General features: G+C 72.7%; 17 protein-coding genes. 4 read left to right on the top strand and 13 right to left on the bottom strand.

What is annotated here, in order from left to right; genetic code table 11:
• Positions 1 to 208: 208 nt before the first annotated feature.
• The 3 genes from OHT61_RS26525 to OHT61_RS26515 all read left to right on the top strand — a co-directional run bounded on the left by OHT61_RS26525 (position 209) and on the right by OHT61_RS26515 (position 2,189).
• A complete protein-coding gene (locus tag OHT61_RS26525; RefSeq protein ID WP_329041660.1) occupies positions 209 to 835 on the top strand; it encodes a DUF4352 domain-containing protein in 627 nt (208 codons plus the stop codon).
• Positions 836 to 930: 95 nt separating this feature from the next.
• Positions 931 to 1,710, top strand: a complete 780-nt coding sequence (locus OHT61_RS26520; RefSeq protein ID WP_329041659.1) for an SDR family NAD(P)-dependent oxidoreductase — start codon at positions 931 to 933, stop codon at positions 1,708 to 1,710.
• A 194-nt stretch (positions 1,711 to 1,904) separates the two neighbouring features.
• Positions 1,905 to 2,189, top strand: coding sequence for a glutaredoxin domain-containing protein (locus tag OHT61_RS26515; RefSeq protein ID WP_329041658.1), 285 nt, complete (start codon positions 1,905 to 1,907; stop codon positions 2,187 to 2,189).
• A 50-nt stretch (positions 2,190 to 2,239) separates the two neighbouring features.
• Here the strand turns inward: OHT61_RS26515 and OHT61_RS26510 are convergent, their stop codons facing one another.
• The 9 genes from OHT61_RS26510 to OHT61_RS26470 form a co-directional block, all read right to left on the bottom strand.
• Positions 2,240 to 3,019, bottom strand: a complete 780-nt coding sequence (locus OHT61_RS26510; RefSeq protein WP_329041657.1) for an exodeoxyribonuclease III — start codon at positions 3,017 to 3,019, stop codon at positions 2,240 to 2,242.
• Between the two features lie 34 nt (positions 3,020 to 3,053).
• On the bottom strand, positions 3,054 to 3,701 hold the full coding sequence (locus tag OHT61_RS26505; protein ID WP_329041656.1) for an MBL fold metallo-hydrolase: 648 nt from the start codon (positions 3,699 to 3,701) through the stop codon (positions 3,054 to 3,056).
• Between the two features lie 12 nt (positions 3,702 to 3,713).
• Positions 3,714 to 4,976: a bifunctional 3-oxoadipate enol-lactonase/4-carboxymuconolactone decarboxylase PcaDC gene (gene pcaDC / locus OHT61_RS26500; protein ID WP_329043396.1), complete on the bottom strand. Its 1,263-nt coding sequence runs from the start codon at positions 4,974 to 4,976 to the stop codon at positions 3,714 to 3,716.
• 795 nt (positions 4,977 to 5,771) lie between these two features.
• On the bottom strand, positions 5,772 to 6,422 hold the full coding sequence (locus OHT61_RS26495; RefSeq protein ID WP_329041655.1) for a hypothetical protein: 651 nt from the start codon (positions 6,420 to 6,422) through the stop codon (positions 5,772 to 5,774).
• Between the two features lie 70 nt (positions 6,423 to 6,492).
• A complete protein-coding gene (locus tag OHT61_RS26490; protein ID WP_329041654.1) occupies positions 6,493 to 7,662 on the bottom strand; it encodes an ROK family glucokinase in 1,170 nt (389 codons plus the stop codon).
• A 132-nt stretch (positions 7,663 to 7,794) separates the two neighbouring features.
• Positions 7,795 to 8,655, bottom strand: a complete 861-nt coding sequence (locus OHT61_RS26485) for an ATP-binding cassette domain-containing protein (protein WP_329041653.1) — start codon at positions 8,653 to 8,655, stop codon at positions 7,795 to 7,797.
• Complete coding sequence (locus tag OHT61_RS26480; protein ID WP_329041651.1) at positions 8,652 to 9,701, bottom strand: ABC transporter permease; 1,050 nt, start codon at positions 9,699 to 9,701, stop codon at positions 8,652 to 8,654. Before OHT61_RS26480 ends, OHT61_RS26485 begins: the two co-directional genes overlap by 4 nt.
• Entirely contained in the window at positions 9,698 to 10,711 is a 1,014-nt protein-coding gene (locus OHT61_RS26475; RefSeq protein WP_443049535.1) for a substrate-binding domain-containing protein, read from the bottom strand. Before OHT61_RS26475 ends, OHT61_RS26480 begins: the two co-directional genes overlap by 4 nt.
• Before the next feature lie 209 nt (positions 10,712 to 10,920).
• Positions 10,921 to 11,682 (bottom strand): GntR family transcriptional regulator, encoded by a 762-nt coding sequence (locus tag OHT61_RS26470; RefSeq protein ID WP_329041649.1) that lies wholly within the window; start codon positions 11,680 to 11,682, stop codon positions 10,921 to 10,923.
• A gap of 93 nt (positions 11,683 to 11,775) precedes the next feature.
• On the opposite strand from OHT61_RS26470, the gene OHT61_RS26465 reads away from it, so the two are divergent.
• Positions 11,776 to 12,780: a Gfo/Idh/MocA family protein gene (locus tag OHT61_RS26465; RefSeq protein WP_329041648.1), complete on the top strand. Its 1,005-nt coding sequence runs from the start codon at positions 11,776 to 11,778 to the stop codon at positions 12,778 to 12,780.
• Between the two features lie 7 nt (positions 12,781 to 12,787).
• On the opposite strand, the gene OHT61_RS26460 is transcribed toward OHT61_RS26465, so the two are convergent.
• The 4 genes from OHT61_RS26460 to OHT61_RS26445 are packed head-to-tail and all read right to left on the bottom strand — an operon-like array spanning position 12,788 to position 17,214.
• Positions 12,788 to 14,011 (bottom strand): cytochrome P450 family protein, encoded by a 1,224-nt coding sequence (locus tag OHT61_RS26460; protein ID WP_329041647.1) that lies wholly within the window; start codon positions 14,009 to 14,011, stop codon positions 12,788 to 12,790.
• A 55-nt stretch (positions 14,012 to 14,066) separates the two neighbouring features.
• Positions 14,067 to 15,239 carry a cytochrome P450 family protein gene (locus OHT61_RS26455; RefSeq protein ID WP_329041646.1) on the bottom strand — a complete coding sequence of 391 codons (1,173 nt, stop codon included), beginning with the start codon at positions 15,237 to 15,239 and terminating at the stop codon, positions 14,067 to 14,069.
• A gap of 32 nt (positions 15,240 to 15,271) precedes the next feature.
• Complete coding sequence (locus tag OHT61_RS26450; protein WP_329041644.1) at positions 15,272 to 16,000, bottom strand: response regulator transcription factor; 729 nt, start codon at positions 15,998 to 16,000, stop codon at positions 15,272 to 15,274.
• Complete coding sequence (locus tag OHT61_RS26445; RefSeq protein ID WP_329041642.1) at positions 15,997 to 17,214, bottom strand: sensor histidine kinase; 1,218 nt, start codon at positions 17,212 to 17,214, stop codon at positions 15,997 to 15,999. Before OHT61_RS26445 ends, OHT61_RS26450 begins: the two co-directional genes overlap by 4 nt.
• Positions 17,215 to 17,283 lie beyond the last annotated feature (69 nt).

Below are 17,283 nucleotides of genomic sequence, written 5' to 3'. Positions count from 1 at the left end.
CGGTCGTTCCTGGTTGCAGGGTATGCCGGAGAGCCCCAGGACGAGACCCGGAGCGCCGGGCACGACGGCCGTTCCGACGGGCGGGGCCCTCCTCCGCCCGTCATCGCCACGGCTCGGTCACAGCTCCGTCACCAACGGAACACCGGCCTCCCCTGCCGTGCGCCACGCCGCTACGGTCTTGCCCGGTGATCCGTCCTTGGGGGGGCACATGTCGCATCAGGAGCCGCAGCCCGGCCGTTCGCAGCAGCCGGACGGAGGTCCGCTGCCACAGGCGCCTCAGCGGCCCCGTCGGCAGGAAGGACGGCGTGCAGGGAGGATCGTCGGCTTCAGCTGCCTCGGAGTCGTCGGGCTCGTCCTCGTCTTCGCCATCGGCAGTGCGGCCCTGCTCGGAGGCGGCGAGGACCCCGCACCGCGCGGCCCCGAGCCGGCCGCCACCGCTTCCGCCGCCGCGGCGGGCAACGACAGCGACGCGGAGCCGGAGGGGCAGGCGACGTCCCGTCCCGCCGCCGGGCCCGTCACCCTCGCGGTGACGAGAACCGGCTTCCACGGCAGCGCCCTCGCCGACGGCACCGACTACACGAGCGTGCGGGTGACGGTCACGAACAACGGAGGGACCGTCATCGGCGTCGACCCTCTGTACTTCTCCCTCACGGGCACCGACGGCAGCAAGCACCCTGCCGAACCCGCCGTGGACGAGAACCGGATCGCCACGGTCGAGCTTGCACCCGGTGAGAACGTGACGGGCACCGTGACGGGGAAGGGTACGTTCACGCCCGCCTACGTGACGTTTGTCGACGGCATCGGCGGCGGCAGCGTCCGCGGCGAAGTGCGCTGAGGGCCGAAGTGCCCCCGCAGCCGTCCCCACCGCGCGGCGACGACGGCCGCCACCCCGGCCCGGAGCAGGACCGGTCGTCTCCCTAGGCTACGAGGATGACCTCGCAGAACTATCTCTCCGAACTCTTCTCGCTGGAGGGCAAAGTCGCCCTGGTGACCGGCGGCAGCTCCGGCATCGGCCGCGGCATCGCCGGTGCGCTCGCGCACGCGGGCGCGCGTGTGGTGGTCGTGGCGCGCCGGGAGGCGGAGCTGGAACGGACCGTGGAGGAACTCACCGCCGAAGGGTGCCGGGCGGCATGGGTGAGTGCGGACCTCGGGACGAGTGAAGGGGTCCGGACCGCGGCGGAGGCGTCGGCGGCCGCCTTCGGCGAGCCCGACATCCTCGTGAACTCCGCGGGCATCAATCTGCGTCCCCCGATGAGCGAGTTGGAGGAGGACGTCTGGGACACCACGATGACGGTCAACCTCAAGGCGCCCTACCTGCTCGGACGGCGCTTCGGTCCCGGCATGGCCGAGCGGGGGTTCGGCCGCATCATCCACATCACGTCGCAGCAGGCGCACCGCGCCTTCGTGCAGAGCGGCGCGTACGGCGTCTCGAAGGGCGCGCTGGAATCGCTGGCGCGTTCGCAGGCCGAGGCCTGGTCACCGCACGGCGTCACCTGCAACACACTGGTGCCGGGTTTCGTCATGACCCCGCTCAACGCGCGGCTGTCGTCGGACCCGGAACGGGTGGCCGCGCTGGCCGCCCGCACCATGGTGGGCCGCAACGGGCTCGCGGCGGACTTCGCGGGCGCCGCCGTGTTCCTGGCGAGCGCCGCCTCGGCCTATGTGACAGGCCAGTCCCTCTTCGTCGACGGCGGATTCTCCGTGCACTGACCCGTCCCGGTGCCCGGCGCACGGTGCGGGCCGCACGGTGCCGGCCCGCGGGTCCGGCACCGTGCGGTGCCACGGAATCCGGCCCCGCCGTCCGGCAGCGTCCTCCGAGGCTTGCGCACGGCAGGTGCGGACGGTTGGCTGTGGGTGACCGGAGGCGCGAGTCGCCGCGCAGCACACGATCCGAAGGGCATCCGATGGCAGAGGACCGCGACGGCATGGTCGTCCACTGGCGGCCCGGTTGTCCCTACTGCATGAAGCTGCGGCTGCGCCTCCGCTTCTCCGGGCTGACCTACACCGAGGTGAACATCTGGCGCGACGAGGACGCGGCGGCCTTCGTCCGCTCGGTCGCCGACGGCAACGAGACGGTGCCCACGGTCACCGTCGCGGGGTATTCCATGGTCAACCCCTCCAAGCGCGAGGTGATGCGGGCCGTCGCGGAACGCGCGCCGCATCTGCTGCGCACGAAACCGGCTCCGTAGAGAGCACGTCGTCCGGTGGAGCCGGTTCCTCGGAACCGGCTCCGGGCCCGTCAGACGTCGAGGTCGACGACCACCGGGGCGTGGTCGGACGCTCCCTTGCCCTTGCGCTCCTCGCGGTCGACGTAACTGTCCTTGACCGCCGCCGCGAAGGGGGCGTTGCCGTAGACCAGGTCGATGCGCATGCCCCTGTTCTTCGGGAAGGCGAGCTGTCGGTAGTCCCAGTAGGAGTACGGGCGGTCGTACTTGAGGGGGCGCGGCACCACGTCCGAGAGCCCCTGCTCGCGGAGTGCGGCGAGCGCGTCCCGCTCGGCGGGGGTGACATGAGTGGCCCCCTCGAAGACGGCCGGGTCCCAGACGTCCTCGTCGGTGGGCGCGATGTTGTAGTCGCCGAGGACGGCGAAGGGCAGCGCTCCCGCCGCGTCCCCCGCGACGGCCTCCCGCAGGGCTTCGAGCCAGCGCAGCTTGTAGCCGTAGTGCTCGTGGGCGACCTCGCGGCCGTTGGGCACGTAGACGGACCAGACACGGACGGGCCCGCAGGTCGCCGAGACCGCCCTCGGCTCCTGCACGCCCTCGTAGTCGGGGCCGCCGGGCAGGCCGGTCACGACGTCGGCGAGGCCCACCCGGGAGAGCAGCGCCACGCCGTTCCACCGGCCCGTGGCGTTGACCGCGGACTCGTAACCCGCCTCGCGCAGGGCTTCGGCGGGGAACTGTTCGAGCGTGCACTTGGTCTCCTGGATGCACAGCACGTCGGTGCCGCTGCTCTCCAGCCAGGCCAGGAGCCTGGGAAGCCGGGCGGTGATCGAGTTGACGTTCCAGGTGGCGATGCGCATGCGGTAAACCTAGCCGCTCCCACTGACAGCCGGGTCAGAGACGGGTCGCGTCGCCCGGTGTCAGCCGCCCGTGGTCCGTGCCGCCCAGCGATCCGATCTGCGTGTCGTAGATCGGGCGGGCGAGATCGGTGAGCAGCGCGTCGTGGATGTCGATGGCTCGGCGCGGCTTGACCTCGCGTACGTAGTCGATGACCTCCGAGATCTTGTTCCAGGGGGCCATCACCGGCAGCATCAGCGTGTCCACCGGCCGGTCCGGCACGGTGAGCGCGTCGCCGGGATGGAAGACCGAACCGTCCACGAGGAAGCCGATGTTGGTGATCCTGGGAATGTCCGGGTGGATCACCGCGTGCAGTTCGCCGTGCACCTGTACGTCGAATCCGGCGGCGGCGAAGCCGTCGCCGTGCCCCACGGTGTGCACCCGTCCCGGGAACGCGGTGGACAGTCGCTCGGCCACACTGCGCAGGGTCCACAGCCGCAGTCCCGGATCGGCCTCGAGTGCGGCACGCAGGCGCGCCTCGTCGAAGTGGTCCGGGTGTTCGTGCGTCACCAGGATCGCGTCGGCACCGACGAGGGCGTCGTCCTCGGTGAACCCGCCCGGGTCGATCACGAGCGACTGCCCGTCCCGCTCCAGGCGGACGCACGAGTGGGTCTTCTTGGTGAGCGTCAGAGGCGAAGCGTTCATGTCCCCATCCTGCTACGCGGGCGGGGTGGTTTCCTCCTGGATGACGGACTGCGCGATCTCGAACGCGGCACCGGCCGCCGGAATGCCGCAGTAGACGGCGGTCTGGAGCAGGACTTCCTTGATCTCGACGGGGGTGAGCCCGTTGCGCAGGGCCGCCCTGACGTGCTGGGCGAGCCCGCCGAGGTGGCCGGAGGCGACGACGGCGGTGAGGGTGACACAGCTGCGGGCGCGGCGGTCGAGGCCCTCCCTGGACCAGATCTCCCCCCAGGCGTAACGGGTGAGGAGCTCCTCGAAGTCGTCGGTGAAGCCGTCGGACGCGGCCGTCGCGGCGTCGACGTGGGCGTCCCCCAGCACCTCGCGCCGGACCTTCATGCCGCGCTCGCGCGCATCGCCGCGGCCCGTCGTGGAGGCGTCGGGCAGTTCGCCGGCCGAGGCGATCTCCGCGACGGGCACGACGGGGGCGAACGGGGCCGTGAAGGCGGGGGACGGCGGGACGGGGATCGAGGCCAGGGTGTCCTGCCAGGCCGTCGAGAAGTGCATGAACAGCAGGTCGGTGACCGCGGCCGGCTGCTCGACGGGCGCGAGGTGCGAGGCTCCGGGCACGAGGGCGAGACGGGCGTCCGGGATGCCCGCGACCAGGTTCCGGGCCTCGGCGGGGCCGGTGACCTTGTCGTCCGCTCCCACGAGCACGAGCGTCGGGACCCCGATGCGGGAGAGTTCCGTACGGATGTCGAAGGCGGCCAGGGCCTCGCAGGAGGCGATGTAGCAGCCGGGGTCGGTGGTGCGGACCATCTGGACGGCCCACTCGACGATGGCGGGCTGGGCGGCCGCGAAGCCGGGGGTGAACCAGCGCTCCGGGGAGGTGCGGGCGATCGGCTCCAGGCCGTTGCTGCGGACGATCACCCCGCGCTGCCGGAACTCGTCGGCGGTGCCGAAGCGCGGTGAGGCGGCGACGAGCGCGAGCGCGGCGATCCGGTGGGGGTGGCGCAGGGCGAGGTCGGCCCCGACCGCACCGCCGATGGAGCAGCCCGCGTAACCGAAGCGCTGGACGCCGACGCTGTCCAGCGTGGCGAGCAGCCGGTCGGCGAGGTCGCTGACGGCGGCGGCGGGGTGCGCGGGGGCTCCGCCGTGGCCGGGCAGGTCGTAGCGGAAGATCCTCCAGTGCTGCGAGAGCTCGGGTATCTGGCGGTCCCACATGTGCCAGGTGGTGCCGAGGGACGGCCCGATGACGAGGACGGGGGCGTCCTCCGGTCCGTCGAAGCGGTACTGGAGCAGGCGGCCGGGCTGCGAGGCCCGCGGGGCCTGCCCGGGCTGCGGAGCCCGCGCGGCGGCGGGCCCGGGGTGGTCGCCCTGCGGGGCGAAACCGGGCTGCGGGGCCTCGGGGGCCTGCGGAGCCGGGGCGAAACCGGGCTGCGGGGCCTGCGGAGCCGGGGCGAAGCCCGGCTGCGAGGCCCGCGGGGCCTGCTGTGCCTGCCCGGGCTGCGGAGCCCGCGCGGCGGCGGGCCCGGGGTGGTCGCCCTGCGGGGCGAAACCGGGCTGCGGGGCCTGCGGAGCCGGGGCGGCGAAACCGGGCTGCGGGGTTTGCGGAGCCGGGGCGAAATCGGGCTGCGGGGCCTGCTGTCCCTGCGGGACGAAACCGGGCTGCGAGGCCGGCGCGAAACCGGGTTCCGGGCGCTGCGGCACGAAGCCCGCCTGGGGCCCCTGCGGGGTGAAGCCGGGCCGGGACCCGTCGCCGGCCTCGGGCCCGCCGTGGTGCGGTCCGGGGACCGCCTGCGGGAACTGCGCGGTCACCTGGGACGACGACGCGGGGTCGGCCGCGTGGGGGCCGGGCCGGCCGGCCGGGGGCTGCGACAGCGGGTCGGTCATCTGTGGCGGCGGGCCGTGGACGGCGTGGGGGGCCTGCGCGTACGGCTGTCCCGGTACGGGTCCGGGCGCCTGGGGCAGCTGCCGGATCACCTCGCCCTGGAGGGGCTCGGGGTGCGCCGTCCGCGGGGGCCGGGCGGGCTGCGGGGTCGTCTCGCTCACGTCACTCACTCGCTCCAGGGTAATGAGCGCCCCGCCCGCTCCCCGTCAGGGGGTCGCCGCGGACACCACGTAGACGACGGGAGCCGCCGGATCCGTCATGTTGACGGTGATGTTCTGGGTGGGGCGCGGGTCCTTGTTCCTGTGGACCGTGCCCGCCCAGTCGACGCCCGGTCCGAAGATCCACCCGGTGACCTTGAGGTCCCGCGCGCCGATCGTGACCTTGCCGGTCTCCAGCGCCGCGCGGCCTGTTCCGACGCCGCTGAGGAAACGGTCGAGGCCGGCGGAGGTCGTACGGAACTTGACGTACATCCGGCTGGCTTTCCAGTTGTTGGTCTCGTAGTACTGGACCCCGACCGCGTTGCCCGGGACAGGCAGTTCGAAGATGCGGCGCTGCATGCCGGACGGCCAGTCCTCGCGCAGCCCCTGGGCCGCGGCCTCCGCCTCCTTGTCCTTGCCGGAGCGGCGGCTCTGGCCGGCCGAGATCACCAGATAGCCGGCCGGGATGCCGATCAGCAGCACGATGATGGTGAGCGTGATCAGGCGGCGGCGCATGACCCGGCGCCGGTCCTGCGGAGGCGTCCCGTCGTCGCCCCCGGCGGGATCCGGGGAGCCCGGGGTGCCCGCCGGCCCGGAGGACCCCGCGTCGCCCGACGAAGGGGGCTGGCGCGGCACGATGTGGTGCTCGGCTGCGGTCATGGTCGGTGATCCCTCGAAGCTGCGGTGCGGAGTGCGGGTGGCCGGGAGCGCCGCGTCGTGCGGCGGCCGGTCAGTCGTCGGAGCTGCGGGTGCCGCGCGAGTTCCTGATGGTGCTGGCGGCCTGGTCGTAGAACTGGGCGTAGCGCTCGTAGCGCTCGACCCGGCGGCGGTTCGTCCGGCGGAAGCGCCGGGCGACCAGGCGCGCGAGGTCGGCGGCACCGACCATACCGGCCTCGGGGCCGAGCTGCGCCTTCGCGATCCGCGCCTCGGGGCGGTAGCCGCGGCCCGTGAGGTGGCGCTTGAAGGCGTCCCGGGCCGGACCGATCAGCAGGTCGTCGGCAGCGCTGACCCCGCCGCCGATGACGAAGCACGAGGGGTCCAGCGCGGCGGCGAGGTTGGCGATGCCCACGCCGAGCCACTGCCCGATGTCCTGGAGCAGCTCCACGCACATCGCGTCGCCCTCGCGGGCGAGTTCGGTGATGAGGGGCCCGGTGATCTCGGGGATGTTGCCCTTGACCCGCTCGATGAGGCCGTGGGCCACCGGGGAGTCCGCCGCGGCCAGTTCCCTGGCCTCGCGCACCAGGGCGTTGCCCGAGCTGTACTGCTCCCAGCAGCCGCGGTTCCCACAGGGGCAGCGGTGGCCGCCGGGCACGACCTGCATGTGGCCGAACTCACCGGCGACGCCGTACTTGCCGCGCTTGACGTGGCCGTCCTCAAGGATGGCACCGCCGATGCCCGTGCCCAGCGTGATCATGACCAGGTGGTCCTCGCCGCGTCCGGCGCCGAAGCGCCATTCGGCCCAGGCCGCCGTGTTGGCGTCGTTGTCGACCATGACGGGGACGACGAGCCGGGAGGCGATGGCGTCCCGGAGGGGTTCGTCGCGCCAGGCGAGGTGCGGTGCGAAGAGCACCTTGGAGCGGTCCGCGTCGACCCAGCCCGCGGCGCCGATGCCGACGGCGTGCACGTCGTGCCGGTCGGAGAGGTCCAGGACCAGCTCGACGATGGTGTCCTCGACGACCTTGGGGCTCTTGGACTTGTCCGGAGTCTCCGTGCGGAGCGTCTCCAGGATGTTGCCGTCGGCGTCCACGACGCCCGCCATCACCTTCGTCCCGCCGATGTCGATGCCGACCGTGGGGACGCGGGGCGCCGTGAGGTGCGAGCGCCTCTCCTTGGTGCCGACGGTCCGCAGGACGGTGGCGCGGGCGGAGCCGCGGTGTGTGAAGTCGCGGTACGTGCTCATCGTCCCTGCGCAGGTCGGGGGGCCGGTCGGTGTTCGGTCCGGCGGCGGACGGCGTCCACCGTGCACGATTCTGCCATTCCCGCGCCCCTGGAGCCGGTCTCCGGGTCAGGGGCGCGGGGTACGGGACGTGACTTAAGGGGCGTCTTCCCCGGTCCGGCGGGGCCCGTGGAGGTCCGGGGCCGGAGCCCGCTCGAGCTCGTGGCTGAGCTCTTCGAGCTCGCTCCCACCGGCCATCTGGCGGGTCAGCTCGTCCAGGGTGACGTCGTCCCTGGTGTGGCTGCCGGACATCGCGCCCCGCTTGAGCAGGACGAACCGGTCGCCGACCAGATAGGCGTGATGCGGGTTGTGCGTGATGAGAACCACGCCGAGCCCGGCGTCCCTGGCGGCCGCGACGTACTTGAGGACGACCCCCGACTGCTTGACGCCGAGCGCCGCGGTCGGCTCGTCCAGGACGAGGACCTTGGCACCGAAGTACACGGCGCGGGCGATGGCGACGCACTGGCGCTCGCCGCCGGAGAGGGTGCCGATGGGCTGGTCGACGTCACGCAGGTCGATGCCCATGCGCAGCAGTTCCGCACGCGTCGTCTCGCGCATCCGACGGACGTCGAGGCGCTTGAGGGGGCCTGTGCCCTTCGTCGGCTCCGAGCCCAGGAAGAAGTTGCGCCAGACCGGCATGAGCGGCACGACGGCGAGGTCCTGGTAGACGGTGGCGATGCCCCGGTCCAGCGCGTCGCGCGGATTGGCGAGGGTCGTCTCCTGCCCCTCGATGAGGAAGGTTCCCGCGTCGTGCTTGTGGAGGCCCGCGATGATCTTGATGAGGGTCGACTTGCCCGCGCCGTTGTCACCGAGGACGCAGGAGATCTCCCCCGCCCGGACCTCCAGCGAGACGTCCTCCAGCGCCTTGATGTTGCCGTAGAACTTGCTGACGTCGTCGAGCTGGATCAGCGCCGGACCGGCCGGGTCCCGGGGTGCGGGCGCCTGGGTGGCCGTCATGTCGTCGCCTCCGCGCGCTTGCGTACCCATGCGTTGAGCAGGGTGGCCAGGAGCAGCATCGCCCCCAGGAAGAACTTGAACCAGTCGGGGTTCCACTCCGCGTACACGATGCCCTTGCTGGTCATGCCGAAGATGAGGGCGCCGATGGCCGATCCGATGCCGGAGCCGTAGCCGCCGGTGATCAGGCAGCCGCCGATGACGGCCGCGATGATGTAGATCAGCTCGTTGCCGACGCCTTCGCCGGACTGCACGACGTCGTAGGAGAACAGCAGGTGCTGCCCGGAGATCCAGGCGGCGAAGGCGACACCGAGATAGAGCCCGATGCGGGTGCGGATCACCGGGACACCGACCGCGCGGGCCGCGTCGGCCTGGCCGCCGACCGCGAAGATCCAGTTCCCGAAGCGGGTGCGGATCAGGATCCAGGTGGCGACGGCGATGAGCACCACCCACCACAGGATGGTGACCTTCAGCTCGACGCCGCCGATGGTGAGGTAGGACGCGAAGACCTTGCGGGCCGAATCGAAGCCCTCCATGTCGCCGATGGCCTTGGTCGAGACCGTGTCGCTGAGGAGCTTGGTGAAGCCCAGGTTGAGCCCGGTCAGCATCAGGAACGTGCCGAGCGTGATGATGAAGCTCGGGAGTTTGGTGCGGGTCAGCATGAAGCCGTTGAATGCGCCGAAGCCGAGGGTGACGAGCAGCGAGACGAAGACGCCCGTCCAGACGTTGGCGGTCAGCTGGTAGCTGAAGATCGACGAGATCAGCGCCGAGCTGGTCACCATCACACCGGCGGAGAGGTCGAACTCGCCGCCGATCATCAGCAGGGCCACCGGTACGGCCATGATGCCGATGGTCGAGGCCGCGTACAGGACGGTGCCCAGGCTGGACGGCCGCAGGAAGCTGTCGGCCACGATCGCGAAGAACAGGAAGACGGCCACGGCCCCGACGACCGAGCCGAGCTCGGGCCGGCCGAGCAGCTTGCGCAGCATCGAGGTGTGGAGCAGGCGTTCGTCGGTACGGGGCACCGTCGGTTGACCGGTCGCGGTCATCGGGTTCCCCGCTTCGCGTACTCCGCCAGGGCGTCGGCGTCGTCGGCGGTGATGATCTGCGGGCCGGTCAGGACGGGCAGGCCGCCGCCGAGCACGTTCTGGTTGTAGCGGTAGAGCCAGAGCAGGTCGACGGCCTCGTAGCCCTGGAGGTAGGGCTGCTGGTCGACGGCGAAGCCCAGCGAGTCGTCCTGCAGTCCGGCGGCGACGCTCGCGTTGAGGTCGAAGGTGTCGATCTCGGCCTTGCTGCCCGCGGTCTTCTTCGCCTTGACGGCCGCGGCGGCGAAGGGGGCGCCGAGCGTGACGACGGCGTCGATGCTCTTGTCCGCGCCGAGCTTGGCCTCGATGGACGCCTGGACGTCGGGCAGGTTCGTGCCGTCGACGTAGAGGTTCTCCATCGTCCCGTCGAAGGTCTTCTTGGCCCCGGCGCACCGCTGCTCGTGGCCGACGTTGCCCTGCTCGTGCAGGACGCACAGCGCCTTCTTCCGGCCACGCTTGCCGAGCTCGTCCCCGACGGCCTCGCCCGCGATGGACTCGTCCTGGCCGATGTGGGTGAGCGCGCCGAATGCCTTGGACTCGGCCGATCCGGAGTTCACCGTGATCACGGGGATGCCCGCCTTGACGGCCTTGGCCACGACCGCCTTCAGCGAGTCGGGCTTGGCGAGCGAGACGACCAGGCCGTCGACCTTCTTGTCGATCGCGGTCTGGACGAGCTCGGCCTGCTGCTGCCCCTCGGCGCTGTGCGAGTACAGGAAGTTGATGTTGTCCTTGCGGGCCGCCATCTCGGCACCGCTCTGGACGATGTCCCAGAAGGTGTCGCCGTCACCCGAGTGGGTGACCATGGCGAACGTCCAGCGGGGCGTGTTCACCGCGGACCGACCCTCGGCGGCCTGCCTGGCCGCGCGCTCCTCCGCCCGCTTGCCGCCGGTGCTGCTGCATCCCGCGAGGGAGGCCGCCAGTACCGCTGCCAGCACGGCGCCCATCGCGCGTACCCCTGTCCGAACCCTTGCCACGACGCCGTGCCCTTCTAGTGCTGCTCGCTGTGCTGCCTGGTGAGACCGGGAGAGCGGACTCGCCGCCCGGCCGGGCCAAGTATCCCCGAGCCCGGACCGGCGTGGCCCGGCAGGGGCGCGGGCCGCGCCCTCACGACGTTCTAGCGATCTAGCATGACCTCGTCAATGCTTGTGTCCGAACATTCCGGCGCGGAGCCGCCCGGAGCGGTTCAGGGGCGCACGAGCAGCTGGAACTCGAAGGTGTACCGCGAGGCCCGGTAGACGTGTGAGCCGAACTCGACCGCCCGGCCGCCGTCGTCGAAGGTGGTGCGTTCCATCGTGAGCAGCGGGGCCCCCACCGGTTCCGACAGGGCTTCGCCCTCATCGGCGGTGGCGGCCCGGGCGCCGATGGTCTGGCGGGCGCTGTGCAGGGTGATCCCCGCGCCGCGCATCATCCGGTAGAGGCCGGTCGCCTCCAGCCGCGCGGAGCCGAGGTCGAGCAGCCGCGGCGGGAGGTGGTTGCGCAGCAGGGCCACGGGCTCGCCGTTCGCGTACCGCACCCGCTCGACGAGATGCACGTCACGTCCCTCGTCGACACCGAGCGCTGCCGCGACCTCCGGCCCGGCCGGCTCGACCGTGTTGCGCAGGACCCGGGTGGTGGGCTGCCGGCCGGCGGTCTCCAGGTCGTCGTACAGGCTGCTCAGCTCGAGTGGGCGCCTGATGCGGCTGTGCACGATCTGGGTTCCGACACCGCGTCGGCGCACCATGAGGCCCTTGTCGACGAGCGACTGGATCGCCTGGCGGACGGTGGGCCGGGAGAGCCCGAGCCGGGCGGCGAGCTCGAGTTCGTTGCCGAGGAGGCTGCCGGGCGCGAGCCGGCCCTGCTCGACGGCCGCCTCCAGTTGCTGGGCCAGTTGGTGGTAGAGCGGCACGGGGCTGGTGCGGTCCACGCCTAGCCCCAGGGCGGCGGAGTCGGCGGCGGGTCTGGGCACGGCAGGGAGCGTACCGCGTGCGTTCGCGCCGCACCCCCCGGTTTGTCAGGACATATAGTTGACAGTGCGTCGGCAGGGCGGCACGTTGGGTCCATGCGCATCGGACTCATCGGCACGGGCAGGATCGGTTCCTTCCACGCGGGCGTCCTGGCACGCCACCCGGGCGTCGGTTCCCTCGTGGTCGCCGACCCCGATGCCGTCCGGGCCGCGGAGGTCGCGGAGCGCACCGGCGCCGGCGCACTCGCCTCCGCCGAGGACGTCTTCGGCGCGGGGGTCGACGCCGTGGTGATCACCTCGGCGACCTCGGCCCACGCGGATCTCATCGGACGGGCGGCGCGTGCGGGCCTGCCCGCCTTCTGCGAGAAGCCGGTCGCGCTGGACCTGCGGGGAACCCTGGGCGCTCTGCACGAGGTCGAGCGTGCGGGGAGCGTCCTCCAGCTGGGATTCATGCGCAGGTTCGACGCGGGGTACGCCGCCGCGCGGACCGCGGTGCGGAGCGGGGCCCTGGGCCGGCTGCACACCGTACGGGCGTCGACCTCCGACCCCGCTCCCCCGCCCGCCGCCTATCTCCCGCTCTCCGGAGGGCTGTTCAGGGACTGCCTCGTCCACGACTTCGACATCCTGCGCTGGGTGACGGGCCGTGAGGTGACGGAGGTGTACGCCACCGGGTCGGACGCGGGCCCCGCCATGTTCCGCGCGGCCGGCGACGTGGACACGGCGGCGGCGCTGCTGACGCTGGACGACGGCACGCTCGCCACCGCGACCGCCACCCGCTGCAACGGCGCCGGTTACGACGTGCGCATGGAACTGGCGGGCGAGCTGGACCAGATCGCCGTCGGTCTCGGCGACCGCACCCCCCTCACGTCCGCGGAGCCGTCCGGCCCGCCCGCCCCGGCGAAGCCGTGGCCGGGCTTCCTGGAGCGGTTCGCCCCGGCGTACGCGGCCGAGCTGGACGCGTTCCTCGGCGTGGTGCGCGGGGAACGCGCGAACCCGTGCGACGGCCGCGAGGCGCTGCACGCGCTGCGCGTCGCCGAGGCGTGCGAGCTGTCGCGCCGTGAGCACCGCCCCGTCCGGATGACGGAGATCCCCGGCGTCTGAGGCGCCGCTACCAGGCGACCGGCAGTTTCAGCGGCCCCCGGATCAGCATGCCCGTACGCCACGGGAGCGCGGCCGGGTCGGTGTCGAGCCGCAGTTCCGGGCATCGCTCCAGCAGGGATCCCAGCGCGATGCTGGCCTCCGTGCGGGCGAGGGCCGCGCCCAGGCAGTAGTGGATGCCGTGCCCGAAGGCGACGTGCCCGCCCGCGTCCCGGGTGATGTCGAAGCGGCCGGGGTCCGGGTAGCGCGCCGGGTCCCGGTCGCAGTCGGCCAAGGCGACGAGGACGAGCTCGCCGCCGCCGGGGATCACCGTGCCGGCGACGTCGAGCGGCTCGGTGGTGAAGCGGTACGTGGGTGTCTCGACGGGGCCCTCGTAGCGCAGCGTCTCCTCGACCGCGTTGTCGAGGAGACCGAAGTCGGCGCGCAGGAGCTCCAGTTGGCGGGGGTGGGTGAGCAGGCTCAGGACGGCGTTGGTGAGGAGGTTGACCGTCGTCTCGTGCCCGGCGACGAGCAGCAGCCAGGCCATGCCGAGGAGTTCGTCGGCGGAGAGCCGGTCGCCGTCGTCGTCCGAAGTGCCGATCAGCGCGCTCATCAGGTCGTCGCCGGGGGCCGCGCGCTTGTCCGCGAGCAGTTCGCCGAGGTACTCCGTCATGGCGGCGGTGGCACGGCCCCGCGCCTCCGCGTCCAGCGAGGAGACCGCCGTGCCCGACCACGCGCGGAAGGCGTGCCGGTCCAGGGACGGCACGCCGAGCAGTTCGCAGATGACGGCCATCGGCAACGGGAACGACAGGGACTCGACCAGGTCGGCGCTCCGGCCCGGACCGTCGAGCATGGTGTCGAGCAGGGCGTCCGTCGTCTCCTGGATCCGGGGCGCCAGTCGCTCGATCCGGCGGGCGGTGAACTCCCGGGCCACGAGCCTGCGCAGGCGGGTGTGGGCCGGGGCGTCGGAGCTCAGCATGGACGTGCCGGCGGACACCTTGCCGATTCCGAGCGCGGGTGACGCCCGGTGCCACTCCTTGGAGAGCCGCCGGTCGGCGAGGAGGGCGCGCCCCGCGTCGTATCCGACGACGAGCCAGGCCGTCGCGCCCTCCGGGATGCGGACCCGGTGCACGGGCCCGAGGGCGCGCAACCGCGCGTAGACGGGGTACGGGTCGCGGGTGAAGTCGTCGCCGAGGGCGCCGAGGTCGAGCAGGCTGTCCGTGGCGTCCGTGGTGTTCGTGGTGTCCGTGGTCACGTGGTTCCCCTCAGGCAGGCCGGGTGGAGAGATCGCGCGTGATGGCCGTGCCGCCTCACCAGCGGACCGGCAGACGACGGACTCCCCGCAGCAGCAGCCCGGGCAGCCAGTCGGGCTCACCGCCCTCCGGGTCGCGGGCGAGCCCGGGGCACCGCTCCAGCAGCGCGGCGATCGCGATCCTGCCCTCCATCCGGGCCAGCGGGGCGCCCAGGCAGAAGTGGATGCCGTGCCCGAACGCCAGGTGCCCCTGTGCGCCCCGCCGGATGTCGAAGGTGTCCGGGTCCGGGTAGCGTCCCGGGTCGCGGTCACCGGAGCCGAGGGCGACCAGTACCGCCTCGCCCTTCGGGATGAGGACGGGGCCGACGGGGACGGGTTCGCGGGTGAAGCGGAAGGTCGCCGTCCCGACGGGGCCGTCGTAGCGGAGCATTTCCTCGACCGCGCCGTCGATCAGCTCCGGCCGGGTGCGGAGCAGCGCCAGTTGCTCCGGGTGGTCGAGGAGCGCGCGTACACCGTTGGAGATGAGGTTGACGGTCGTCTCGTGGCCCGCGACCAGGAGCAGAAAGGCCATGCCGATCAGCTCGTCCGGCGAAAGGCGGTCGCCGTCGTCGTCACGCGCCTGGATCAGGGCGCTCATGAGGTCGTCGCCCGGTGCGCGGCGCTTGTCCTCGGTCAACTCCACGAGGTAGGCGCCCATCGCGTGCACCGCCTCGCCCTCCTTCTCCGGGGAGACGGGGGCCAGGATGGCGTTGGACAGCCGGCGGAAGGCATCCCGGTCCATGCCGGGGACGCCCAGCAGTTCGCAGATCACGGTCATCGGCAGCGGGAAGGCGAAGGCGTCGATCAGGTCGGCGCTCCCCGCGGGCACCATCGCGTCGAGGAGGCGCGCGGTGATCTCCTCGACCCTGGGGCGCATGGCCTCGATCCGCCGGGCGGTGAACTCCCGGGCCACCAGCCTGCGCAGCCGGGTGTGGTGCGGGGCGTCCATCTCCAGCATGTTCGCGTTGATCGGATTGCTGGACACGGTCCACAGGTCGGCGGTGCGCCAGTCCTTGCTGAACCGCTGGTCGGCGAGGGCCGCGCGGGCCTCCTCGTAACCGACGATCATCCAGATCCGCTCGAACTCCTCCGTCCGGACCGCGTGCACCGGTCCCCCGGCCCTCAGCTTCGCGTAGTACGGATACGGGTTCGCGCCGAAGTCCCGCGCCCCGCGCAGATCGACCACTGACACCCCGTGCAGCCCCCTCCACCGGTCCGACGCGTTCAGCCTAGGCCGGTGCCCCGCGCTTCGTCCTCGTCCTCGTGGAGGAGTTCCGCGTCGTGCACCAACAGGGCGATCTGCACACGGTTGTTGAGGCCGAGCCTGGCGAGGATGCGGGAGACGTGCGTCTTGACGGTGGCGACGCTGAGGTGGAGTTCGGCGGCGATCTCCGCGTTGGAGCTGCCGCGCCCGACGGCGGCCGCGACGTCCTGCTCGCGCTCGCCGAGTCCGGCGAACCTGTTACGCGCACGGGCTCTGCGGGCCCTGCCGTCGTCCGCGGGGTCCCCCGCCGCGCGGGCCATGAGCCGGCGGGTGACGGCGGGCGACAGGACGGGCTCCCCGGCGGCGACCCGCCGGACCGCGTCGACGATCTGCGCGGGCGGGGTGTCCTTCAGGACGAAGCCCGCGGCGCCTGCGCGGATGGCGCGCAGCACCTGCTCGTCGGCGTGGAAGGTGGTGAGGACGACGACCTCGGGGGCGCCGGGCCTGCTCCGCAGGGCCTCCGTCGCCGCGAGGCCGTCCATTCCGGGCATCCGGATGTCCATGAGCACGACGTCCGGGTGCACCCGGTCGACCAGCGCCTCGACCTCGGTGCCGTCCGCGCCCTCCCCTACCAGCAGGATGCCCTCGGACCCGCCGAGCATGAGGGCGAGCCCGGCCCGCACGAGCGGGTCGTCGTCGACGACGACGAGCCGGACCGGTGGCGCCTCCGGGGGCGTGGGAGTGCTCATGCGGGCCACGGTAGCCGGGCGCGCACGGTGAAACCGCCGTCGGGCCGGGAACCGTGGTCGAGGCTTCCGCCCGCGAGGGTCGCGCGCTCGGTCAGGCCGATGAGCCCCTGGCCGGATCCGGGGACCGGTTCGAAGGCGGTGCCGGGGGCGGGGTTGCCGACCTCGATGGTCAGTCCGTCACCGGGACCGCCGGTCACGGTGACGCTCACCGGGGCGCCCGGCGCGTGTTTGCGGGCGTTGGTCAGGGCTTCCTGCGCGATGCGGTAGACGGTGCGCCCGGTGGCGGCCGGAGCCCGGGCCGGCTCGGTCACGCCGTTGTCCAGGACGACTTCCATGCCGGCCGCGCGGGACTCCTCGATGAGGGCGTCGAGCGTCACCAGGGTGGGCTGCGGCCTGTTCCCCTCGTCGCCCTCCCCGGGGGCGCGCAGGACGCCGATGATCTCGCGCAGGTCCTGGAGGGCCTCGTGGGCGCTGTCCCGGATGACTCCGGCGGCCCGGCCCACCTCGGCCGGTGGTGCGTCGGGCCGGAATTCGAGGGCGCCGGCGTGGACGCTGAGGAGGGTCAGCCGGTGGGCGAGGACGTCGTGCATCTCCCGGGCGATGGCCTCACGGGCCAGCCGCTGCGCCTGCTCCGCGCGGAGCGCCGCCTCGGTCTCGGCCCGGCGTGCCCGCTCGCGCAGGGACACGACCAGCTGGCGCCGTGAGCGTATGGCCATGCCCCAGCTGAGGACGAGGAGGATCAGCAGGACACCGATGACCACGGAGACGACGAAGGAGGTCTGGGGGTCCGGCCGCAGCATCGGCTGGAGGGGCGTGATGGCGAGGGCGGCCGCGCCGACGACGGCGACCGGCCGGAACGGCCGGTGCACGGCCAGGCTGAACAGGCCGACCAGCGTGGCACCGGCCGCCGCGGGCTCGATGAGACTGACGGCGGTCAGCGCCGCCGCCACGCCGACGGGCCACCTGCGCCGCAGCCACAGTCCGCAGCAGGCCGCGGCGCCGATGAGCGAGTCGGCGAAGACCACGCTGTCGGACGTGGTCGGATCGGCCTCGATCGCCGCGAGGGCGAGCACCCCGATGCCGGCGGCGCAGAGGAAGGCCGTGAGGTCGACGGCCCAGTCCCGCACGGTCCGGCGCGCTCTGCCCCGGTCGCCGGGCAGCTCGTCGTCGGCCAGGGCCGAGGGCAGCAGCCAGCGGTACTCCGTGCGTGTCATGTCGACGAATCTACTCAGACGGAGGACACGAAACGACGGTTGCGGGCCGGGCAGACACCAAAGTCGCAC

The organism is Streptomyces sp. NBC_00178, from assembly GCF_036206005.1.
Taxonomy (GTDB): Bacteria; Actinomycetota; Actinomycetes; order Streptomycetales; family Streptomycetaceae; genus Streptomyces.
The sequence above is the reverse complement of the archived record's forward strand: the minus strand, read 5'-3'. Positions and strand labels throughout refer to the sequence as shown.